At 29.0% G+C, this 22,709-nt stretch carries 21 protein-coding genes and 1 other annotated feature; of the genes, 15 read left to right on the top strand and 6 right to left on the bottom strand.

Features of this window, described 5'->3' with window-relative positions:
• Nucleotide 1: 1 nt before the first annotated feature.
• A complete protein-coding gene (locus tag I2E83_RS09775) occupies nucleotides 2-457 on the bottom strand; it encodes a DUF5680 domain-containing protein (protein WP_195263859.1) in 456 nt (151 codons plus the stop codon).
• A gap of 174 nt (nucleotides 458-631) precedes the next feature.
• On the opposite strand from I2E83_RS09775, the gene I2E83_RS09770 reads away from it, so the two are divergent.
• On the top strand, nucleotides 632-2,398 hold the full coding sequence (locus tag I2E83_RS09770; RefSeq protein WP_195429625.1) for an aminopeptidase P family protein: 1,767 nt from the start codon (nucleotides 632-634) through the stop codon (nucleotides 2,396-2,398).
• A gap of 352 nt (nucleotides 2,399-2,750) precedes the next feature.
• On the opposite strand, the gene I2E83_RS09765 is transcribed toward I2E83_RS09770, so the two are convergent.
• Nucleotides 2,751-3,242 (bottom strand): aromatic acid exporter family protein, encoded by a 492-nt coding sequence (locus I2E83_RS09765; protein ID WP_195263857.1) that lies wholly within the window; start codon nucleotides 3,240-3,242, stop codon nucleotides 2,751-2,753.
• 37 nt (nucleotides 3,243-3,279) lie between these two features.
• Nucleotides 3,280-3,792: an aromatic acid exporter family protein gene (locus tag I2E83_RS09760; RefSeq protein WP_195263856.1), complete on the bottom strand. Its 513-nt coding sequence runs from the start codon at nucleotides 3,790-3,792 to the stop codon at nucleotides 3,280-3,282.
• A gap of 257 nt (nucleotides 3,793-4,049) precedes the next feature.
• On the opposite strand from I2E83_RS09760, the gene I2E83_RS09755 reads away from it, so the two are divergent.
• From I2E83_RS09755 to I2E83_RS09695, 13 genes are all read left to right on the top strand, one after another.
• Entirely contained in the window at nucleotides 4,050-4,388 is a 339-nt protein-coding gene (locus I2E83_RS09755; RefSeq protein WP_195263855.1) for an SdpI family protein, read from the top strand.
• A gap of 57 nt (nucleotides 4,389-4,445) precedes the next feature.
• Nucleotides 4,446-4,684, top strand: a binding site (T-box leader).
• A gap of 72 nt (nucleotides 4,685-4,756) precedes the next feature.
• Nucleotides 4,757-6,700, top strand: coding sequence for a methionine--tRNA ligase (gene metG, locus I2E83_RS09750; protein WP_195429624.1), 1,944 nt, complete (start codon nucleotides 4,757-4,759; stop codon nucleotides 6,698-6,700).
• A gap of 170 nt (nucleotides 6,701-6,870) precedes the next feature.
• A complete protein-coding gene (metG, locus tag I2E83_RS09745; protein WP_195429623.1) occupies nucleotides 6,871-8,499 on the top strand; it encodes a methionine--tRNA ligase in 1,629 nt (542 codons plus the stop codon).
• A 337-nt stretch (nucleotides 8,500-8,836) separates the two neighbouring features.
• Entirely contained in the window at nucleotides 8,837-10,450 is a 1,614-nt protein-coding gene (locus I2E83_RS09740) for a Na/Pi cotransporter family protein (RefSeq protein WP_195429622.1), read from the top strand.
• Between the two features lie 167 nt (nucleotides 10,451-10,617).
• The gene (locus I2E83_RS09735; protein ID WP_195263851.1) at nucleotides 10,618-11,403 is read left to right on the top strand and encodes a TatD family hydrolase; all 786 of its coding nucleotides are present in this window, start codon (nucleotides 10,618-10,620) and stop codon (nucleotides 11,401-11,403) included.
• Between the two features lie 255 nt (nucleotides 11,404-11,658).
• Nucleotides 11,659-12,711: a G5 and 3D domain-containing protein gene (locus tag I2E83_RS09730; RefSeq protein WP_195263850.1), complete on the top strand. Its 1,053-nt coding sequence runs from the start codon at nucleotides 11,659-11,661 to the stop codon at nucleotides 12,709-12,711.
• Between the two features lie 135 nt (nucleotides 12,712-12,846).
• Complete coding sequence (gene rnmV / locus I2E83_RS09725; RefSeq protein ID WP_195429621.1) at nucleotides 12,847-13,401, top strand: ribonuclease M5; 555 nt, start codon at nucleotides 12,847-12,849, stop codon at nucleotides 13,399-13,401.
• Nucleotides 13,401-14,243 carry a 16S rRNA (adenine(1518)-N(6)/adenine(1519)-N(6))-dimethyltransferase RsmA gene (gene rsmA / locus I2E83_RS09720; protein WP_195263848.1) on the top strand — a complete coding sequence of 281 codons (843 nt, stop codon included), beginning with the start codon at nucleotides 13,401-13,403 and terminating at the stop codon, nucleotides 14,241-14,243. Before rnmV ends, rsmA begins: the two co-directional genes overlap by 1 nt.
• A 167-nt stretch (nucleotides 14,244-14,410) precedes the next feature.
• On the top strand, nucleotides 14,411-15,862 hold the full coding sequence (locus tag I2E83_RS09715) for a hypothetical protein (protein WP_195429620.1): 1,452 nt from the start codon (nucleotides 14,411-14,413) through the stop codon (nucleotides 15,860-15,862).
• Between the two features lie 45 nt (nucleotides 15,863-15,907).
• Nucleotides 15,908-16,411, top strand: a complete 504-nt coding sequence (locus I2E83_RS09710; protein WP_195429619.1) for a hypothetical protein — start codon at nucleotides 15,908-15,910, stop codon at nucleotides 16,409-16,411.
• A 138-nt stretch (nucleotides 16,412-16,549) separates the two neighbouring features.
• Entirely contained in the window at nucleotides 16,550-17,389 is an 840-nt protein-coding gene (locus I2E83_RS09705) for a hypothetical protein (protein WP_195263845.1), read from the top strand.
• A 12-nt stretch (nucleotides 17,390-17,401) separates the two neighbouring features.
• A complete protein-coding gene (locus I2E83_RS09700) occupies nucleotides 17,402-18,244 on the top strand; it encodes an Mrp/NBP35 family ATP-binding protein (RefSeq protein WP_195263844.1) in 843 nt (280 codons plus the stop codon).
• Between the two features lie 71 nt (nucleotides 18,245-18,315).
• Nucleotides 18,316-18,504: a ferredoxin gene (locus tag I2E83_RS09695; RefSeq protein ID WP_008681536.1), complete on the top strand. Its 189-nt coding sequence runs from the start codon at nucleotides 18,316-18,318 to the stop codon at nucleotides 18,502-18,504.
• A 35-nt stretch (nucleotides 18,505-18,539) separates the two neighbouring features.
• On the opposite strand, the gene I2E83_RS09690 is transcribed toward I2E83_RS09695, so the two are convergent.
• From I2E83_RS09690 to I2E83_RS09680, 3 genes are all read right to left on the bottom strand, one after another.
• On the bottom strand, nucleotides 18,540-18,740 hold the full coding sequence (locus I2E83_RS09690; protein ID WP_195263843.1) for a hypothetical protein: 201 nt from the start codon (nucleotides 18,738-18,740) through the stop codon (nucleotides 18,540-18,542).
• Nucleotides 18,741-18,808: 68 nt separating this feature from the next.
• Nucleotides 18,809-19,270 (bottom strand): PadR family transcriptional regulator, encoded by a 462-nt coding sequence (locus I2E83_RS09685; protein ID WP_195429618.1) that lies wholly within the window; start codon nucleotides 19,268-19,270, stop codon nucleotides 18,809-18,811.
• Nucleotide 19,271: 1 nt separating this feature from the next.
• Complete coding sequence (locus tag I2E83_RS09680; RefSeq protein WP_195263841.1) at nucleotides 19,272-20,117, bottom strand: DegV family protein; 846 nt, start codon at nucleotides 20,115-20,117, stop codon at nucleotides 19,272-19,274.
• Nucleotides 20,118-20,443: 326 nt separating this feature from the next.
• On the opposite strand from I2E83_RS09680, the gene I2E83_RS09675 reads away from it, so the two are divergent.
• A complete protein-coding gene (locus I2E83_RS09675; RefSeq protein ID WP_195429616.1) occupies nucleotides 20,444-22,561 on the top strand; it encodes an anaerobic ribonucleoside triphosphate reductase in 2,118 nt (705 codons plus the stop codon).
• The last annotated feature ends 148 nt before the right edge of the window (nucleotides 22,562-22,709 follow it).

Below are 22,709 nucleotides of genomic sequence, written 5' to 3'. Positions count from 1 at the left end.
TTTATTTAAGGTTTCCACCATGGAAATAAAGTCTGAATACTTCATTTCCTTTATGAGATATTGATTCAACTCCATTAAATAAGGATAAATCTCCATCCCACTTACATTCATAAATAAAATCTTCATCTTCAAAATATTTTGGGCCTCTGAATGGAGAATCTTCGGATACATTTTTTAAAGCTTTTTTTAAAAACTTGTTAAATCCAGATGGTGTTTCATTAAGAAGAACTTGTCCTTTATAATTCATCCCCCAGCAAACCTTTTCATTAAGCCAAACTAATTCCTCGCCTATGAATTCCTTATCTCCAACATGACTATCAAGGTAATAATAATTATATTTTTTATAAGCGTAGTCTTTTGAGTTTGGTCTAGATGATTTTTCTTTCTTAGCTCCAGAAGCATAAGTGTTTTTCTTAGCTTCTACAATAAAATCTTTAAATTTAGATAAGTCTCCCATATAAGTCTCCCCCTTTTTATACAACAAATAAATTATATAAAAAAACTATAACTAAATCAACAATTTTTGTAAAAATATACTATATTTAGGGTGAAATGAATGTATAGATTATCATGAAATATATAGATATAATATTATTTATAAAAAATATATAAGATTATGAAAGGAGAAAATATGAATAATTTAGAAAAGCTTAGAGAATTTATGAAAAAAGAGAAAATAGATTATTATATTATTCCAAGTAGCGATTCACATCAAAGCGAATATGTTGCTGAGTATTTTAAGGAAAGAGAATTTATATCAGGATTTACAGGTTCAGCAGGAGTACTCTTGGTTGGGTTAAAAGAAGCATTTTTATGGACTGATGGTAGATATTTTATTCAGGCAGAAAGAGAACTTGATGGAAGCGGAATTTTGCTTATGAAAATGAGAACTCCTGGATATCCAACTCTTGAAGAATGGATAAAGGAAAATATTAAATCTGAAAAAACTTTGGGGTTTGATGGAAGATTATTTTCAGTTAATCAATACAAAGTATTTTTAGACATTGCTAAAGAAAATAATTTTAGTATTAGCATGGAGTACGATTTATTAAAAGATATTTGGATAACAAGGCCTGAATTACCAAAAGGTAAAATATTTATACATGATGAAGTTTATTCTGGTAAATATGCTTCAGAAAAATTACAGCAAGTTAGAAAATATATGAAAGAAAAAGGTGCTAAAAATTATATAATATCTTCTTTAGATGATATAGCATGGCTTTGTAATATTAGAGGAAATGATGTTAAATTTAATCCCGTAGCACTTTCTTATGTTCTTATAAATGAAAGTCATGCAAACTTATATATAAATAATGATAAGGTAGATAATTATACAAGAGAGAAGCTGAAAAATGAAGGCTTTGAAATATATGAATATGATGAAATAGAAGAGCATGTGAAATTAATAAAGGGTACGACTATGTTGGATCTAAATAAAGTAAATGCTAAGATATATTCATGCTTAAGTGGTGATATAAAAGTGATAAATGAAATGAATATTACTACAAAATTAAAGGCTATAAAAAATGAAGTTGAAATAGCAAATACTGAAAAATCTCAAGTTAGAGATGGTATTGCTATGGTTAAATTTATAAAATGGTTAAATGATACTCTAGGAAAAGAAAAGGTAACAGAAATATCAGCAAGTAAAAAGTTAACTGAATTTAGATCTAAAGGAGAGAACTACAAGGGTGACAGCTTTGGAACTATAGCAGGTTATAAAGATCATGCAGCTATGATGCATTATTCAGCGACGGAAGTAACTGACTATGAGTTAAAAGAAGAAGGGCTGTTTCTTGTAGATTCTGGTGGGCAATATCTTGATGGAACAACAGATATAACTAGAACTTTTATTTTAGGAAATGTAACTGAAGAAGAAAAGAGAGATTTTACCCTTGTACTAAAAGGACATATAGCTTTATCAACAGCAAAATTCTTAAAAGGTACTACAGGAATGAATTTAGATATATTAGCTAGAAGGCCATTATGGAATTATGGAATAGATTATAAGTGTGGAACAGGTCATGGTGTTGGATACTTCTTGAATGTCCATGAGGGACCACAGGGAATAAGACCAGAAGGAAATTTAACAGTATTAGAACCAGGAATGATAATAACTAATGAGCCTGGTGTGTACAAGGAAGGTAAGCATGGAATAAGAATAGAAAATACTCTTTTAGTGGTAGAAGATATAAATTCTAAAGAGTTTGGAGAGTTCTATAGATTTAAGACGATATCATACTGTCCAATAGACTTAAATGGAGTAATTGTAGAAATGCTTACAAACGAAGAAAAGGATTGGTTAAATAACTATCATAAAACTGTATTTGAAAAGTTAAATCCATATATGAATGATGAAGAAAAGGAATTTCTAAAAATTCAAACAAGAGAGATATAGTTATTAATGAAAAAGGTACAGTCTTATAAATCTATTTAATTTAAGATTTAATTTATTAAATTTCAAGTAAGATTTAGTATCTTGAAAAAGTGAATTTTTTATTTTATGAAAGGGCGGTCGCGTTTCGCGACTCCCTTTATACTTGCATATTAACTTTTTATAAAGTGGATTACGAAACGAGAGCCTTTTTTAAACCGTTAATTTTACTTAATTAAAGATGTTTTTAAATTTAAATAGAAATTTTGGGGTATATTATATATGCGCAAAATGGAGGCTCGAATTAGAACTTCCATTTTTACTGGTTAATATCAAAATTTATTTTGCTACAACCAAGTTTTCTTATCATAAGAAGTTACTCCTTAGGTGGTAAAATAAATTTATTAACAAGTAATGCTATTAAAATACCAAAAAGAGTTTCTATTATTCTATTAACTGCATAATAGAATGGGTCTGTGAAAGCGTGAATAGTAGTTACTCCAAGAAATGCAATGCATGATACATTAATTGCTCCAGGCTTTTTTAGTAAGTTACAAGAATAGATAACTACTATGATACCGATAGATATAGATATATAAATTAATATCTTACTTAAAGTCATGAATTCAATATTAAATTTGAAGTATCTACAAATAATTAAAAATAATAATCCTATAATTGCTCCAACTATTGTTCCAAGGCCTCTGTTTATTGCCATTTTAACTGAGTTTGCAACTGTATCTTGTACACAGATAACAGCAGTTAAACAAGCGAAGAAAGGCTCATTAGGAAATAGTAATAAGCACAGAAATACTGAAACTGCAGTTTTTATGGTTCTAAGTCCAACTTTAGGAATCATGAAATTCATATTATTTTCTCCTTAATCTTTTGTAAATATATTTATTTTATTTATTATTTACATTTTCTAATTTTTCATTTGTCTTTTGTTTTTTACTTTTTGGTGGATGAATATATTTGTTAATAATTAGAGCAATTATTATTCCAAATGCTGTTTCTACAGTTCTTCTAATGGAATACATTAATGGATCATCATATCTATGAGAAATAAGTATCCCAATCAATACAATAGAAGCAATAGAACACGCAGCAGGCTTTTTTATAATATTACAAATATAAATTATTAGTGATACACCTAAAGCAGTTATTACTGTTGCAAATGATGTTAAATTTAATTTGTTAATTGTGAAAAGTAATAAAACTCCTAATGTACCACCAAGTAAAGTACCTATCAATCTATTAAGGCCAATTTTAACTGAATTTTCTACTGTATCTTGCATACAGATTACAGCTGCTATTGCGGCAAAAAGAGAATTTGGCCAAAATATAAGGCAAATTAAAACTGAAAGTCCTGTTTTAATATTTCTAGAACCTAGATGAGGTAATTCAAATTTTTCCATAGCATCAACTCCAATCCCAATCCCTTATACATATTATATCATATAGATTATACAAAATTAGCATGGAAATATAACTTGGGTTGATGGGATTATGTGAAAAAGTGTAAGTGCCTTTAGAGTAACAATTATATTTATAAGTATGTAGTTACTAAATAGAAATAAATAGTAACCACATACTTATAAATATATATTGCAGATGCAGTTATTGATATTATAAAATATAAATATTACAAATATGTTTAATAAGGATTGATTATATGAGTTTTTGGCTTTATTTATTAATAGTAGAAATAATTCCATTAGGGATGTTTATTTTAGGGGGACTATTTGAAGCGAGTTCTACTAAATATCCAGATACGAAAATTGGATATAAAAATAAGTATTCATTAAAGGATAAATATTCATGGGAGTATTCAAATAAATTAGCAGCTAAAATATATGGAGCTGTAGGTACAGGGGTATTTATTTTTAATGCAATATTATTATTTATAATTGGTGAAAACACTTTTACATTTATATTGCTATTTAGTTTATTTATGGTCTTATTATCAAGGACAATGATAGATAAGCTAATAAAAAAGAAATTTGATAAATAATGATGTATTAAAAAGAATTGACAGTATTTTTAATATAGAATATCATAATAATAAATAAAAAATGCGATGAAAAGAAGAGTAGTAAAGAAAGAATGTCTTAAAGAGAGCTAGGTAAGGTGAAAGCTAGCGACAAGAATCTTTATGAAGATGGACTTGGAGCATATTTCTTGAGCTATAAATGTTAGAGAAATACGGGAGCAACCGTTATATTGCAGGGTGATTAAATTCACCTATTGAGATATTTATTGTGAAATAAGTATGAATTAGAGTGGTAACACGTATAATACGTCTCTATATAGGTCTTAATATACCTATATAGAGATTTTTTTATTATAAAGAAGATAACAATGTTAGGGAGGAAAAATGGTATGTGTAAGAAGACATATTATATAACTACACCAATTTATTATCCATCAACTAAACTTCATATTGGAAACACTTATACAACTGTAGCAGCAGATGCTCTTGCAAGATATAAGAGATTAACAGGATATGATGTAATGTTTTTGACTGGAACAGATGAACATGGTCAAAAGATACAAAGAATAGCAGAAGAAAAGGGAATAACACCAAAGGAACACGTAGATGAAATAGTATCAGGAATAAAAGACTTATGGAAGATGATGAATATTAGCTATGATAAATTTATCAGAACAACTGATGATTACCATATAAAAGCTGTTCAAGATATATTTAAAAAATTATATGACAAAGGAGATATTTATAAATCATCATATGAAGGTTTATACTGTACTCCGTGTGAATCTTTCTGGACAGAAACTCAATTAGTTAATGGTAATTGTCCAGATTGTGGTAGACCAGTAGAAAAATCAAAGGAAGAAGCTTACTTTTTTAAGATGAGTAATTATGCTGATAAGTTAATGGAGTATATTGAAGCACATCCAGATTTTATACAACCAGAATCAAGAAAAAATGAAATGGTTAATAATTTCTTAAAGCCAGGCTTACAAGACCTTTGCGTATCAAGAACTAGTTTTAACTGGGGAGTTCCTGTAACTTTTGATGAAAACCATGTTGTTTATGTCTGGATAGATGCACTTTCAAACTATATAACAGCATTAGGATATGGTAGTGATAATACAGATTTATATGATAAGTATTGGCCAGCAGACGTACATTTAATAGGTAAGGATATTTTAAGATTCCATACTATCTATTGGCCAATTATGTTAATGGCATTAGATTTACCGTTACCAAAGCAAGTATTCGGACATGGATGGTTACTTGTTGATGGCGGAAAGATGTCTAAATCTAAAGGTAACGTGGTTGACCCAGTAACTTTAGTTGAAAACTTTGGTGTTGATGCAGTTAGATATTATCTATTAAGAGAAATACCATTTGGCTCAGATGGATTATTTAATAATGAGATATTTATAAAGAAGATAAATTCAGATTTATGTAATGATTTAGGAAATCTTTTATCAAGAACTGTAGCTATGATTGAAAAATATTTTGATGGAGTAATTCCAAATAATAATGTAAAAGAAGCTATAGATGATGAATTAATAAGCTTAGCATTAGAAACTCCAAAGAAAGTTAATAAGGCTATAGATGATTTAAGAATCCCAGAAGCATTAGAGCATATATTTGAATTAATAGGTAGAGCTAATAAATATATAGATGAAACAACTCCTTGGATATTAGCTAAGGATGAAGAAAAGAAAGAAAGACTTGGAACAGTTTTATATAACTTAGTAGAAAGTTTAAGATTCTCATCAGTTTTACTATCTGCATTCTTACCAGATACAAGTAAGAAAATTAATGAGCAAATAAATGCAAGCAATACTACATTTGAATCATTAGATAATTTTAATGGAACAATAGTTGGAACTAAGGTTCAAAAAGGTGAAGCTTTATTCCCAAGAATAGATGTAGATAAAAAATTAGCAGAGTTAGATGCATTAAGAGAAGCACAATTAGCAGCTAATAAAAAAGAAGAAAAAAGAGAAATAACTCCAATTAAAGAAGAAATAACTATAGAGGACTTCGAGAAAATAGATTTAAGAGTAGTAAAAGTATTAGAATGTGAGCCTATAAAGAAAGCTAAAAAGTTATTAAAACTAAAAGTAGATTTAAATGGAGAAGAAAGACAGGTAGTTTCAGGAATTGCACAATACTACAAACCAGAAGAACTAGTTGGTAAATATGTAGTATTAGTAGCAAACCTAAAACCTGTAACATTAAGAGGAGAATTATCACAAGGTATGATATTAGCAGCATCAACAGATGATGATAGCTTACTAAAATTAGTAAATCCAGGAGAACTACCAACAGGAAGCGTAGTTAGATAATTAAAGAATGAATAATGGATAATTGACAATGGACAATTTTGGATGAAATTTCTCCAAAAGGAGAAATTTCTAATAATATATTTATTACAAAAACTCAGCTATTAGCTGAGTTTTCTCCATAATTATCAATTGTGCATTATAAATTGTCAATTAAATATAAGGGGGTTTTTATGAATATAATTGTTGGAAACGCATGGCCTTATGCAAATGGTCCATTACATTTAGGAAGAATTGCAGTATTACTTCCAGGTGATATAATTGCCAGATATCATAGACTTATGGGAGATGAAGTTGTATTTTTATCAGGAACAGATTGTCATGGTACTCCAGTAACTATGAAAGCAAAGGAAGAGGGGATAACACCATTAGAAGCAACTATTAAATATCATGATGAGTTTAAGAGATGTTTTGATAGTTTAGGATTCTCTTTCGATGTGTTTGAGAAGACTCATTCTGATTATCACGAAGAAAAGGTTAAGGCATTTATCCTTGAATTATATAATAAGGAGTATATATATGAAAAGGAAATCGAGCAAACGTATTGTGAAAATTGCAATGAATTTTTATCAGACAGGTATATAGAAGGAAAGTGTCCACATTGTGGAGAGATTGCCTCAGGAGGTCAATGTGAAAACTGCTTGAAGGTAATAGATTCAGAAGAACTTTTAGATAGAAGATGTAAGCTTTGCGGAAATGAAACAATATTAAAAGAAACAAAACATTTATTTTTCTCACTTTCAAGTTTTGAGAATGACGTTAGAAGACTTTTAATTAGGCAAAAGGGTTGGAGAGAAAATGCTCAAAAAATAGTAAAGAGATATTTAGATGAAGGATTAAGAGATAGAGCGGTTACAAGAGATTTTAATTGGGGAGTAGATGTTCCTTTAGAAGGATATGATGATAAAAAAATATTCGTTTGGATTGAAGCTGTAATGGGGTATTTAACAGCTAGTATGAAGTGTTTAGAAGAAAGAAATGAAGATTGGAGAGAATATTGGCAGGGAGAGGACTCAAGGGTTTACTTTGTTCATGGTAAAGATAATATTCCTTTCCATACTGTAATATTTCCAGCTATATTAGCGGGAATTGGAATAAAAAATCCTAATTTGAGAGTTATATCAAGCGAATATATGAAATTAGAAGGAAAAAATTTTTCGTCAGTTAAAAATTGGGCTATATGGGGTGACTATATAGTTGATAATTATGATGTTGATGAATTTAGATATTACTTAGCATTGAATTCTCCGGAAGTAAAGGATACTGATTTTACTTGGAGAGATTTTATAAATGTAGTAAATAGAGATTTGGTTAGTTCATTAAGTAATTTTGTTAATAAAACAATTGATTATATAAATGAAAATTATGATTCGAAGATACCTGATGGAAATATATCAAATGATTTCAAAAATGAAATACTAAATTTATATTTTGATGTAGGAGATAATATAGAAGAAGGAAAGTTTAAAAATGCAATTTTAGATATTATGTCTTATGTGAAAAAAATGAATAAATATATTGAAAATGAATTATTAAAGACAAGATCAGAAAAGAGTAACAAAGAAATTAAAAATAAGGTTTATGAGTGCATACAGTCAGTTGTAAATTTATCCAACTTATTAGAACCTTTTATACCTTATACTTGCAACAAGATAAGAGAATCTTTAAGTTTAGAAGAGCCTATATGGAGCTATGTAGAAAAGCAGAGTGGAGAAATTTTAAATTTAGAAATATTATTTAAAAAACTTGACAAAAAAAGGGCTTCTGAAGAAGTTAAAAGACTAAAAGAAGAGAAGTTTTAATATTAATTATAGAAAAACCCTAGATTAAATCACTTTGGGGAATAATTTAATCTAGGGACCATTAGATGGTTTTAGGGGTAAATAATAATGCTTTAACTACTTTACAGTTATTATAATACATTAATAATATGACAATAGTGTGACAAAAAAATAAATAAACTGTGAATACAATATAAATATTCTTCTTAAAATAACTAGATAAATTTCAAAATAAAGATAACTTTACATGCTATTTAATATTTACAATTTTAGCTATTAGTTGTATAGTAATTTTGTTAACAAAATATTAATTTTATGTTAACGGTTGAAATTATTTAAATTATAAGGAGAATAATTGATGGACAAGTTCGCTATTTTAACAGGTTTAATAGGTGGATTAGGCTTATTTTTATATGGCATGAAGCTTATGGGAGATGGTCTAGAAAATGCTGCAGGTGAGGGCCTTAAATCAATACTAGAAAAGTTAACGAGCAATAAGTACATAGGAGTTTTAGTAGGGGCACTAGTTACTGCGATAATACAAAGTTCCAGTGCAACGACAGTTATGGTTGTAAGCTTTGTAAATGCTGGATTAATGAACTTATTTCAAGCGGCAGGAGTAATAATGGGAGCTAATATAGGAACAACTATTACAGCTCAAATGGTATCTTTTGATTTAGATGCAATTGCACCATTATTCATAGGCGCAGGTGCTATAATAATGCTAATAGCAAAGAAGAAAAGAGTTAGAGATATAGCAAGTATAGCTTTAGGATTTGGGATTTTATTCATGGGTATGGGCGTAATGGCTGATGCTATGAAACCAATTGCTGAAGCAAGTTGGTTTAAAGATTTTGTAGTTGTAGTTGCAGACAATAGTATTTTAGGTCTAATGGCAGGGCTTGGTATGACAGCTGTTGTGCAAAGTTCATCAGCAACAACTGGTATTCTAGTTGCTTTAGCGACAACTGGTGCAATAGATATGCACTTGGCATTTCCTGTAATATTAGGTTGTAATATAGGAACTTGTGTAACAGCAATATTAGCATCATTAGGAGCAAATAGAACTGCAAAAAAAGCTGCATTAATACACTTACTATTTAACTCATTAGGAGCATTAATTTTCCTACCATTTATAAATCCATTTATAAGATTGGTAGAATCAACTGATCCAACAAATGTAGCAAGACAAGTTGCTAATGCGCATACTATATTTAATATTACTGTTACTGTGTTATTATTACCGTTATCAGCATATTTAGTTAAAATAGTTAACATGATTCTTCCAGGTGATTCTGAAATAGAAAAAGAAGGAGCTATTTATTTAGACAAAAATTTATTAGAAACTCCTATCGTAGCGAATGGACAAGTATTTAAAGAAACAATAAGAATGGCAAATAAAGCAAAAGAGAATTTAGAGTTAGCTATGAAAGCACTCACAGAAAATAGTACAGAATCAGCCGAGAAGGTATATAAAAATGAAAAAATAATAAATGCATTAGAAAAGGATATAACTGATTACTTAGTTGAGCTTTCACAACTGGATTTACCAGAAGAAGACATAAAATTATTTAGTTCAACATATCACGTAATTAATGATATAGAAAGAATTGGCGATCATGCAGAAAATATAGCAGATTTAGCCTTAGAAAAAATGAACAAGAATATTCATCTTGGAGATAATGCTAAAGAGGAATTATCTTTAATATTTGATAGAACTATTAAGGCTATTGAGATTGCTATTGGAAGTTATAATAGTAAAAATTCAACAGCTCCAAAGGAAATAGAGCAAATAGAAAATGAAATAGATAAATTAGAGAAAAAGTTTAGAGAGAATAATATAAAGAGATTAAATGAAAAATCATGTTCTGCAGCATCTAGCGTTATATTCTTAGATTTAATAAGTAATCTAGAGAGAATTGGAGATCATGCCAATAACATTGGAAATGCAGGGAAAAAGCATAATTTATAATAGTATATAAACAATATAAGAGAGTCTGCTTAATTTTTTAGCAGACTCTTTCTATTTTTAGTTATAAAGTCTAATATATATTAGATAAAGATAAAATGTGTATTATATCGCTTTTTGTAATATAATAATATTTATAATAATTTCAGAAGGGAATTGGAGGAATAGATATGGAAAATAAATATGTAATATTTGATACACATGCTCATTATGATGATGAAGCTTTTGATGAAGATAGAGAAAGTGTATTTAAGCAAATTAAGGAAAATGGAGTTATAGGGATATTAAATTGTGCATCTAGTTATGAAAGTATATCAAAAACAAATAAATTGACTTTAGAAAATGATTTTATCTATGGAGCTTTGGGAATACATCCAGAAAATGCAAATGAATTCAATGATGATGTAGAAGAAGAGATTTTAGATTTAATTGAAAAGAATAGAAAGATAATTGCTGTTGGGGAAATTGGATTAGATTATTACTGGGATGAGAATCCATCAAAAGATATACAAAAGAAAGTTTTTAGGCAACAAATGAAGCTTGCAGAAAAGTTAAACCTTCCTGTTGTAATACATGATAGAGAAGCGCACGGAGATACATTGGAAATTATGAAGGAATTTCCTAAAGTAAATGGAATAGTGCACTGTTTTTCAGGTAGTACTGAATTTGCTATGGAATGTATAAAACTTGGATACTATATTGGAATAACAGGCGTAGTTACTTTTAAGAATGCAAAAAAAATAGTTGAGGTAGTTAAGCATGTTCCATTAGAAAAATTATTGGTCGAAACAGATTGTCCATATATGGCTCCGGTACCAAATAGAGGAAAAAGGAATAAATCGGACTATATTGCTTATATAATAGAACAAATAGCTATAATAAAAGAATTAGAGCCTAAAGAAGTTAATTTGGCCGTAAATGATAATTTTAAGAGGTTGATTGGAAATAGTTTATAAAGTAAAATAAAAAAGTAATAATTTCAAAAATTTAACAATTTTGATGTTTTGTTATTACATAATGTTGAAATTGTAGAAAACTTAAGTCTACTTTTTATGAAAGGCTGCAAAGTTGCTATAATTTATAATTTATATTTTGAGTATGCATATGATGCATTTATCCGCAGTTTTATTAATGCAGGAGGTCTTAATTTGACAAAAGCGCTTAATTCAATTATAATGCAAAAGACGCTCTTGCCAAAGGAGGTAAAGTAGATGGTAGAAAAATGTAAGGAATACATGAAAAACAACTTTTCTAACGGTCCAAAGGCAAAAATACTGATAGGTGTAGTACTAGCTGCTATTGTTTTATCAGTGACGTTCATAAACATGAGAAAGACAGTAACAATGAAAATAGACGGTAAAGAAGAAACGTTTGTCACATATAAGGGGACTGTTAAAGATGTGTTGGATACGAAAGGGGTAGAAGTTAACCCTAAAGATAAGGTTCAACCAGCTTTAAATGGTAAGGTATCTGAAGGAGATACAATATCTATTAAGAGAGCTGTTTCAGTAGAACTGACTGTAGGAGATAAACAAGTAAAAATTGATACTGCAGAAGATACTATTGAAGAAATGCTAGAAGTAGAAAAAGAAGAACTTAAGAATCAAGGAATTGAATTTAATGAAAATTTGGACGAGATAGCTCCTGCATTAAGTACGAAAATTACATCGGATTTAAAAATTAACCTTGTTAAGGTTGAAGTTAAAAAAGAGTTAGCCAAAGAGGCTATTGATTTTGATGTAGTAGTTGAGTCAGACGAAAACCTTGATAGTGGACTAGAAGAAGTGAGACAAGATGGAGCTTCAGGAGAAAAGGAAGTCACTTATGAAATAGTTTACAAAAATGGTGCTGAATTTTCTAGATCTGTAAAAAGTTCCAAGGTATTAGCAGAGCCAGTTAATAAAGTAATTGCACAAGGAACAAGAAAAGCTTTTGCAAGTAGAGATGGTCAGCTATTAAATTATAAGAGCGTAATATATTGTGAGTCTACTGCATATAGTGGAGGTGGGATTACAGCAACAGGAAGTGTACCTGTTAGAGATCCAAATGGCATAAGTACTATAGCGGTTGACCCAAGGGTTATTCCTCTAGGAAGTTTAGTTTATGTAGAGGGATATGGAAAGGCTGTAGCGGCAGATACTGGTGGTGCTATTAAAGGAAATATCATAGATGTATATGTAAATTCTGAAGCAGAAGCATATACCGACTGGGGAAGGAAGTATAACGTTCCTGTTTATATTTTAGCTTATCCAGGAGAATGGTAAAATAAGAGGGTGCTCTAAAGTTAGAGCACCCTTTTATTTTCTAATTAATTTGACATAATAAGAATATAAGGATAAATTATTATTTAGATGTAATAAATAAAGTATATCTTTATTTACGGAAAGGAAGTAAATATTTTGATAAAAGAGGTTATTGTTGTTGAAGGTAGAGATGATATAACTGCTGTTAAACAAGCTGTTGATGCTGAAGTTATAGCCGTTGGTGGATTTGGAATAAATGCTAGAGTAATAGAAAGAATAAAAGAGGCTCAAAAAAGAAAAGGTGTAATAGTTTTAACAGATCCTGATTTTGCAGGAGAAAAGATTAGAAGCATAATAGCAAAAAGAGTAAAAGGAATAAAGCATGCATATATAGCTCAAGAAGATGGAATAAAAGGTGACGATATAGGTGTAGAAAATGCAACTCCTGAGGTTATCATAGAGGCATTAAATAGAGCGAAAATATCAGAAGAAGTAGTTAACGAAATATATACTTCAGAAGATATGTTTCATTTTAAACTTACGGGCGATGTTGACTCAAAAAGAAGAAGAATAATCTTAGGAAAAGAGTTAGGAATAGGGTATGGTAATGCAAACCAAATGCTAAGTAGATTAAATAAATATTCTATAACAAAAGAAGAATTTATTGCAGCAATAGAGAAAATAGAAGAAAATTTAGGGGTGAAAAAGTAATGGAGATACAAGATGTAAAAACGGCTGAGTTAGTTAAAAAATATAATTTTAAGTTTTCTAAGAGTTTAGGTCAAAACTTTTTAATAGATGATTCAGTTCCAAGAGATATAGTAGCTGGAGCTGAAGTAGATGAAAATGATTTAGTAATAGAGATAGGACCAGGAGTTGGTACGCTAACAGCTCAATTATTAAATAAGGCTAAAAAAGTAGTAGCCATAGAATTGGATAATGATCTTATACCTATTTTAAATCAAGAAATAGGAGATAATCCTAAATTTACATTAATACATAATGATGCTTTAAAGGTTAACTTTAATGATATAATCGGAGAAGAAAAAAGTGTAAAACTTGTTGCTAATTTACCTTATTATGTTACCACACCTATAATTGTTAAGTTATTAAAGGAAGGTTATAAATTTAAATCATTAACTATAATGATACAAAAGGAAGTTGCAGAAAGAATGAATGCAGATCCTGGGAATAAAGATTATGGATCTCTTTCATTATTAGTTCAATATTACTGTAATACTAAAATAGTTAGAAGAGTACCGCCTCAATGCTTCATACCAAGGCCAAAAGTTGATTCTATAGTTATAAGATTAGATAAATTAAGTGAACCGAAAGTTAAGGTTCAAAATGAAAAATTATTTTTTGATATAATTAGGAATTCTTTTAATATGAGAAGAAAAACTCTTTGGAATGGTGTGAAAAATATTGGATTAAGTAAAGAAAATTTAGAGTTAGCATTTAATGAAGCTGGAATTGATCCGAAAAGAAGAGGGGAAACTTTAACTATAGAAGAGTTTGCAACTTTGTCAGATAGAATATATGAAAAAATGTAGTATTTTTAATTCTTAACTTGAATTTATAAAATTATTTTATAGCTTAAATAAGGCTCGTGAGAAATTTGGTGTAATATCAAATAATCTCACGAGTTTTATTTTTAACATATTTAGATATGCAATGCATATAATGTATTGAATTAATGTAAAGTGGAGGTTCTAGAGGTTTGTCACAATTAAATAAGTTGTATAGAAATTTTATTATTTTACAAGAAGATGAAAGAGGTTACTCTAATTCTAATGACAAAACCTTATCAGGATATTCAAAGATAGAGGCAAGGGGAGATACATGCAAAATTTCTTTTTATGCTCAAAATCTAAGGAATGATGATGATTATTGCATTATGGCTATATGCAATAAGAAAGATACTAAGAAAATAGTAGACTTAGGCAAGATCACTATTTCAGATGGTGGCAAAGCAGAAATAACAAAGGAATATTCTGTTGATGATATAGCAGGATTAGGATTATCTTATGATAAGATATCAGGAGCGGCAATAGCTAAGGTGAAGGATGGAATTCCAATTATAATAATGTGTGGATTTATAAATGGAGAACAACCAAGTGAAAGTTGGAAGAATTACAAGATAGTAAAATCTGCTCATGAAAAAATAAAGGATAAGATTGAATACATTAAGAAAGATGAAAAGAAGAAAAAGGAAGAAAATAAACATCACGAAAATAAACATCATGAAGAGAAGAAAGAAGAAAAGATCTGTGATGAACATAGAGAAGAAGATATTAGAAGTGAAAGACCTATTATAGAGGAAATTGATAATATTGATCCTATAAATGTAGAAGATGAAGAATATTTAGAAGAAGCGAAAGAAGAAAAGGAAATTGCAGAAGAACCTAATGATTTAGAAGGGATTATTAGCGAAGATAATCCGTTTATTGATCAAAAGATTGCAGAAAATCCATTTGATAATAAAACTGGGGATCTTAACTATTATGGAATGAATTCATTAAATAGAGATAGTGATAAGAGTAATATTGATGAAGAAGAAACTATCAATGAAGATAATCCATTTGTTGATAAAGATATTGCAGAAAATCCATTTGAAAATAAAGCTGAAGGCATTAATTATTATGGAATGGATTCATCAAATAGGGGCAATAATAGAAATAAATTTGATGAATACGAAGAAAAGATAGAAGAAAAAGTAGAGGAAATGGTGGAAGAGGATCCAAAGGTATTTACAATAAGGGGAAGTGTCGGAGAATACTTCGAGGGAATTGCTAATGGATTTGAACACTGCAGAGGAGAATATCAAGAAATAAAATACTGTAAGTGGTATAAAATTCCGGTTCATGATTTGCATGAAATGTGCAATATGTCAAATTATAATAGATATACAGTAGCATATTATCCAATGCTTAATTATTATCCATATATAAGAAAGTATGGACATTTTATGCTTGGATATAAGTGTGATAAGGATGGAAATCTAAGATATATAGTTTATGGTATTCCAGGAAAGAAAAATAGGGATGAGCAACCTTATGAAGGAAAAACTGGATTTGTAACTTGGATTAGTAATGAAACTAGGGATGGAATGGGATGTTGGTTAATGTTCTACGATTTCAGAAATTCAACTGTTGTAGTACCTATGCAATAGAGTACTATAATAAGGTGTACTTATAAATCCTAATGAGTATATTAAATGAATAAGAAAAAAATCTATGTAATAACCCTAATGGTATTCCTGATGTTTCTTATAGTCTGTATGAAAAATCTATTTATAAATGATATAAGGAAAGTTGCAATTTCAAATAATAATATAGAAAAATTTGATGTTTATTTGTTGAGAGAGGGAAAATATAAAGTTTCACTACCAGTAGGGTGGGAAATAGATGATAATTCTAATAGTTATATAAATATTAATTTCAATGATGGGAATGATATTTATGGAAATATATCTATAACAAATGGTGATATTGAAACTATTTGTAATGATATAGCTATAAATAAAGATGATATAAAAATAGTAGAAGATGATAGTACTTGGCATATTATAAATAAGGAAAAAGACAATACTATAAATAAATATTATCTTAGAGATTACTCAGAGGGAAAAGTTCTTATGATTAAATATTCCTATATAAAAGGGAAAGAAAAAAATAGCATAAATGTTGTCTTTGATAGTATATCAAAGAGTTTTCAATAATCATTTAATAAGATTTGCTATTAAAGAATTAAAGTATTATAATTTATTTATAATTAGGAGAAGCTAATGCTTCTCCTAATTAACTATAAGTTATTGTAGGGATACTATTGACTTTTTAATAGAGGGGGAAGGATATAATTGAAAAAGCCAATAAAGAATATAATCACTATATTAGTAATAATACTGTCGTTTAACTTAACATCTTGCGGGATGATAGATAATATAAAAAATAAATTTAGAAGTGACAATGGTTATTTTGATTACTTAGGAAGTGGAAAAGTAGACGTTATAAGTATTCAAAGTGTTAGGGATAAGTCATTCAAATTTCTTGTAACAGATGATAAAGCTATATTAAACATGTATAACCTTTTATCAAAAGCAAAGGTAAGTGAAAAAAAATCTGATTTACAGCCAGACTATATTTTTGAAGTGAAAATTGGTGATGAAGTTAAAACTTTTAATTATGTAGTTGGAGCTTATGATGGAAACTTTTATAACGATGATATAAGTTTTACAGTTTCTAAAAGATTAGATGAAGGGATTCTTCAAAATTTATCAATAATTAGGAAGCCTAGGGATTTTGAATACATATATTATAATCCTATATTAGATGTTATGAATTTGCAAAAAGAAGCTCTTAATAATGAGAATAATAAGATTGGAATTGATATACAAGAAGATGTAGATTGTTTAAAATATATATTTTCTTCAGATATAGAAGATTTTCTTACGAGAGCTAGAAAGATTACACCTAATGTAGAGATGGTAAATAATAATCAAAATGATTTTGATATTGTTATAAACATCAAAAATAGAGGTCATAATTCAACTAATTATAAGAGTAATATAACGGTGCAAGATAAGAAAAATAACATAGAGTATTATTATTATGTAGTTGGGGAAAATGAATTTAAGGAATGGAATATTTCGATTTATACAAAGGATAATATTCCAAAGGAAATAGAGAAAAATTGGTAGGAGGTAAGTGATATGTCAGGTTGTTCAACTTGTCCAAGTCAAAATAAATGTAGCTCAAAGGATACTGTTGGAGCACAAGGTTGTGGTAAGTTATTACCGAAGTATGGTGAAATAAAAAATGTAATTGGAATAATAAGTGGTAAAGGTGGAGTTGGTAAATCTACAGTTACTGGAATACTAGCAAGTACATTAAGAAAAAAAGGATATAAGGTAGGCGTTTTAGATGCTGATATAACAGGTCCTTCAATGCCAAGATTCTTTGGTATAAGTAATAAAAGAGCGGTTATTGAGCCTATTGATGAAAATAATTTTAAATATAATCCAGTAGAATCAAAAGGTGGAGTAAAGGTACTATCAATGAATCTACTAATACCAAAAGAAGATGATCCTGTTGTTTGGAGAGGTCCTATAGTTACAAGCGTTCTAACTCAATTATTTACTGATACGGTTTGGGGAGAACTGGATTACTTATTAATAGACATGCCGCCAGGAACATCAGATATAACTTTAACAGTAATGCAAAGCTTCCCTATTACAGAGCTTATTATTGTTTCAACACCACAAGACATGGTATCTATGATAGTTAAAAAGGTAATAACAATGGCAAATAAGATGCCTTTACCAATAAGAGGTGTTGTGGAGAATATGTCTTATATAAATTGTCCAGGTTGTGATACTAAAATGAGAGTATTTAGTAAGAAGTCAGCAGAGGAACATGCTGAATATTTAGGGGTGCCTTTAATTGGAGAACTTCCTATAAATGTAGATTTAACTGAAGCTTTAGAGCAAGGAATAGCAGAGGAATATGTAATAAATAATGATTTATATTCATTAATTTTTGAAGGTTTGTATTAGTAGGAAATACATAAAATATATATTGATGGGTAAAATATTATTGATATTAATATAGAAAGGAAGATTATAGTATGGAAGCTCATGTAGATAAAGATACTTGTATTGGATGTGGATTATGTACATCAATTTGTGAATCAATTTTTGAAATGGATGATGATGGGAAGGCTGTAGCTAAAAATCCTGATGTTCCTAGTGAATTAGAAGATGAAGCTAAGGATGCAGAAGCTAGTTGTCCAGTAAATGCAATAAGCGTATCATAATAAAAAGATGCTTGATATCAAGCATCTTTTTATTATTAAAAAAAATCTACTATTTTATCTTGAGTCATTTTAGGCTTATTACTAGTGCTACAGCTCAAGTTATTAGAATCAATATTAACTATTGCACCAACACTTAAATAATCACTTACTTGAGTAAGTGGAACTTTAACAACAGTATCATCATCCAAAGCCACAAAAGCTTCAAAATAATTATAGTCAATAATTTTACCTTTCAAAATAACACCACCTAAATATTAATAATGTTATTTTGTGCAAAATCAAAGAATATAATACAAGAAGTAAACTATTTATAAAGGTCCTTATAAATTATTTTAAATACCTTTAATGCTTCTTCTATCTTAGGTTTTAAAAGGTTCTTCCTAGATTCATATTCTTCTTTTCCCTTTTGAGTTAAGGAATAAACTTTTTGAAATTTCTTTTTAGGATCATCCCATTCACCAATTACATATTCATCTTTTTCTAGTTTTTTTAGTAAAGGATAAATACCACCAGTACTAGGAATCCAAAGTCCGTTTGTACGCTCACCTATCTTATTTGCAATGTCATTTCCATTTGAAGGACCAATACTAAGTATATGAAGAACATATATAGGTAATAGTCCTTTAGTAAATACTTGACCAACGGATTCCTTTTCCTTTTGAATTTTTTTTAATTCTGAAAGTTTTCTTTTGTATTCTTCATGGAGTCTTTTTTCTTCCTCTTTTATATCTTCTATACTGCTTAGGTGAAGGTTGTAATTATCCATATTAATTAACCTTTTGAATTGCTAGTCCAAGTAACCCTGGTCCTCCATGTACTCCTAAAGCAGGGCTTATTTGAGAGATATCAAGACTAACTATGTTTTCTAAGCCCTTTAGAGATTCCATGAAATTTTTGGCTTCTTCTAGAGCTCCACCTTGAAGTACCCAAACTTTACAAGGTCCTAAAGCAAGTTCATCCTTTAATATATTTGTAAGCTTTAATATTGATTGTTTTCTTCCTCTAGCTTTACATACAGTATAGTAGATACCTTCTTCATCAACAGTTACAATAGGTTTTAAATTCAACATTTCTCCTATTGTACCAGATATCTTTCCTATTCTTCCGCCTCTTTTTAAGTATTCTAATGTATTTATCGTAAAGTATCCAGTAATACGTTTTCTTATTTTTGGAATTTCAGATACTATTTCTTCAAATGTTTTTCCGTCATTAATTAAATTAGCTACTTCTAATGCAACAATACCCTCAGGCATAGCTAAAATTTTTGTATCAAATACATAAGATGTTAGCTTAGGATGATCCTCTAGTGCTAATCTTATTGAGTTAAAAGTTCCTGATAGGCCGCTAGAAATAGTTACAGCAATAACATGGGTATATCCTTCATTTTCTAATGAAACTAAAATTTCTTCCATATTTTCTGCACTAGGTAAAGAGGTTTTAGGAACTTCTTTTTCTAAGTTATTGTAAATTTCGTCAGCAGATATATCTATCTTATCTCTATATTCTTTATGAGAATAAGCAATTCTAAGTGGAAGTAAATGAATATTTTTTTCTTTAAGTGTCTCAAGAGATAAATCACACGCGCTATCAACTATTAATGCTATTTTTTGCATAAAAATCCTCCTAATATCAAATCATTTAATATAATTCTATCATCTCAAAATCTTCAAAATCTATACATTTTTATTATATCATAGCAAATGTATATATCAATACTGATAATTAAAAACTATATCACTATTGATATAGTTTTGTTAAGAGAAATTTTTATTTGTCAACTTTAGATAAGTATAAAAAGAAGTAAATATAGAAGAAAATACCACGTATTGGAAGTATATCTATTGAAATCTAATTATATTATAATTTGAAATGAATATTTTTAGAGCGTATAATGAATACTATAATAAATACAATATATTGTGTAACGGGGGTAGTTTAAGTGCTATATGTAGTAAAAAGAGATGGGAGAGAAGTTTCCTTCAATTCAGTGAAAATAGCTACGGCAATAAGAAAAGCAGGGGATGAAATAGGGGAAAAGCTTAAGGAAGTTGAATTATTAGATATTGTAAAAAAGGTAATAAATTATATTGAAGAAACAGGCAATGAAAAGATAACAGTTGAAGAAATTCAGAACTTAGTTGAAAAATCTTTAATTGATAGTAATTATAGAAATATAAAAATTGCATATTCGAGCTATAGAAAAGAGAGAACTAAGGTTAGAGAAATAAAATCAGATTTAATGAGGGCTATTGAAAAGATAGGTATAGAAACTGATAGGGATAATGCTAATGTTGGAAATAATTTTAGTTCTAAATTATTAAGAATAGCATCAGAGTCTAATAAGTGGCATAACTTAGCTATGATGCCAAAACATCTAGCAAAAGCACATGAAAATGGAGATTTATATTATCATGATTTAGATAGCTATAACCTAACCATTAATTGTTTACACATACCGACAAAAGAAATATTAGAACGAGGATTTAATACAGGTTATGGAACTATTAAAGTCCCTAAAAGGATAGAAACAGCGGCGGAACTTTCTTGTATATTACTTCAATCAAGTCAAAATGATATGTTTGGAGGGCAGTCACATCCTGACTTTGATAATGATATGGCTGTATTTGTTGATCTTACAAGAAAAGAAATAAAGTTAGAATTAGAAGAGCTTGGATTAGATAAGGATAAGATAGAAAAATTAGCAGAAGAAAGATTAAAAAAGAAGATACATCAAGCAATGCAAGGTGTTGTTTATAATTTGAATACAATGCATTCTAGGGCAGGATCACAGGTTCCTTTTAGTTCTATAAATCTAGGGATACCAAATTCAGAGGATGCAGCATTAATATGTGAGATATTCTTATTAGAATATGAGAAGGGATTAGGCAAGGGTGAACAACCAATATTCCCTAATATAATATTTAGAGTTAAAGAGGGAATAAATAGAGAGCCAGAAGATAAATATCATTATTTATATCAATTAGCATGCAGAGTTGCAGCTAAGAGGATGAATCCTACATTTATGAATATAGATGCTGATTTTAACAAGGAATATTATGATATGGGATATATGCCAGCAACTATGGGGTGTAGAACTTATTTAATGAAAAATATTAATGGAGAACCAGGATGCAAGGGAAGAGGTAATATTGCTCCAGTGACAATGAATTTACCTAGAATAGGAATTCAAGCAAAAGGAAATATTGATGATTTCTTTGATATCTTAGATAAAAGATTAGAGTTAGCAAAGGAATCATTACTTTATAGATATGACGTATTAAAGAAACTTAAGGTTAAGGATTTACCTTTTGTTGCAGGGCAAGGCTTACTTAAGGGGTCTGAAGGCCTATCTCAAGAGGATTCTATAGAACCTATATTAAAGCAAGGAACTTGGGGGATAGGGTTTATTGGGCTTGCAGAAACTTTAATTGCATTAACTGGCCATCATCATGGAGAAGATGATGAAGCTAGAAATTTAGGATTTAAGATTGTTAGTCATATAAGAAGTTTCATTGATAGAACAACAGAAGAAACAAAATTAAATTGGAGTTGTTATGCTACACCAGCAGAAGGACTTTCTGGAAAATTTATAAAGAAAGATAAAAAATCATTTGGAATTATTAAAGGTGTAACTGATAAAGATTATTATACTAATAGTTTCCATATACCAGTTAAATATCCTATATCAATAAAAGATAAAATTGACATTGAAGCTCCTTATCATAAGCTATGTAACGCTGGACATATAAGTTATATAGAAGTAGATGATACTCCATCAGGAGAATCAATAATGGATATATTAAATTATGCATATAAGTGCACAAATATAAGTTACTTAGGAATAAACTTTCATATAAGATATTGTAAGAGTTGCGGAAAGTATTTAAATAGTAGTGAGAGAAAGTGTCCAGATTGCGGAAGTGAGGATATTCAAGGGGTTTCAAGAGTGACTGGATATTTAAGTCTTGATGAAAGGTTTGGACCTGGTAAGTTTGAAGAAAGAGCAGATAGGATATCTCATTCTGGAAGTAAAAAAAATAATTATAGAGTTTTATAGAAGTTTATAATTATTAAAAAAGTAGGGTTTTTAAATAACCCTATTTTTTTTATGCTTTAAATAAATGCAAGATTTTTTATTTTTATTGCAATTTATTGTATTTATTTAGGCTATTAAAATATAATGAGCATAAAATTTGAAATAATTT

The sequence above is a fragment of the Clostridium sp. D46t1_190503_E9 genome, assembly GCF_015555225.1.
Lineage (GTDB): Bacteria > Bacillota > Clostridia > Clostridiales > Clostridiaceae > Clostridium.
Note: the sequence above shows the minus strand (reverse complement) of the source record. Positions and strands in the feature narration are given on the sequence as shown.

What these genes read in the sequence shown, in the direction of transcription:
- metG (WP_195429624.1), top strand. Translation starts at nt 4,757, where the DNA reads ATGTGTAAGAAGACATATTATATAACTACACCAATTTATTATCCATCA.
- metG (WP_195429623.1), top strand. Translation starts at nt 6,871, where the DNA reads ATGAATATAATTGTTGGAAACGCATGGCCTTATGCAAATGGTCCATTA.
- I2E83_RS09735 (WP_195263851.1), top strand. Translation starts at nt 10,618, where the DNA reads ATGGAAAATAAATATGTAATATTTGATACACATGCTCATTATGATGAT.
- I2E83_RS09700 (WP_195263844.1), top strand. Translation starts at nt 17,402, where the DNA reads ATGTCAGGTTGTTCAACTTGTCCAAGTCAAAATAAATGTAGCTCAAAG.
- I2E83_RS09740 (WP_195429622.1), top strand. Translation starts at nt 8,837, where the DNA reads ATGGACAAGTTCGCTATTTTAACAGGTTTAATAGGTGGATTAGGCTTA.
- I2E83_RS09755 (WP_195263855.1), top strand. Translation starts at nt 4,050, where the DNA reads ATGAGTTTTTGGCTTTATTTATTAATAGTAGAAATAATTCCATTAGGG.
- I2E83_RS09770 (WP_195429625.1), top strand. Translation starts at nt 632, where the DNA reads ATGAATAATTTAGAAAAGCTTAGAGAATTTATGAAAAAAGAGAAAATA.
- I2E83_RS09730 (WP_195263850.1), top strand. Translation starts at nt 11,659, where the DNA reads ATGGTAGAAAAATGTAAGGAATACATGAAAAACAACTTTTCTAACGGT.
- I2E83_RS09760 (WP_195263856.1), bottom strand. Translation starts at nt 3,792, where the DNA reads ATGGAAAAATTTGAATTACCTCATCTAGGTTCTAGAAATATTAAAACA.
- I2E83_RS09680 (WP_195263841.1), bottom strand. Translation starts at nt 20,117, where the DNA reads ATGCAAAAAATAGCATTAATAGTTGATAGCGCGTGTGATTTATCTCTT.
- I2E83_RS09765 (WP_195263857.1), bottom strand. Translation starts at nt 3,242, where the DNA reads ATGAATTTCATGATTCCTAAAGTTGGACTTAGAACCATAAAAACTGCA.
- I2E83_RS09775 (WP_195263859.1), bottom strand. Translation starts at nt 457, where the DNA reads ATGGGAGACTTATCTAAATTTAAAGATTTTATTGTAGAAGCTAAGAAA.
- I2E83_RS09695 (WP_008681536.1), top strand. Translation starts at nt 18,316, where the DNA reads ATGGAAGCTCATGTAGATAAAGATACTTGTATTGGATGTGGATTATGT.
- I2E83_RS09685 (WP_195429618.1), bottom strand. Translation starts at nt 19,270, where the DNA reads ATGGATAATTACAACCTTCACCTAAGCAGTATAGAAGATATAAAAGAG.
- rsmA (WP_195263848.1), top strand. Translation starts at nt 13,401, where the DNA reads ATGGAGATACAAGATGTAAAAACGGCTGAGTTAGTTAAAAAATATAAT.
- I2E83_RS09710 (WP_195429619.1), top strand. Translation starts at nt 15,908, where the DNA reads ATGAATAAGAAAAAAATCTATGTAATAACCCTAATGGTATTCCTGATG.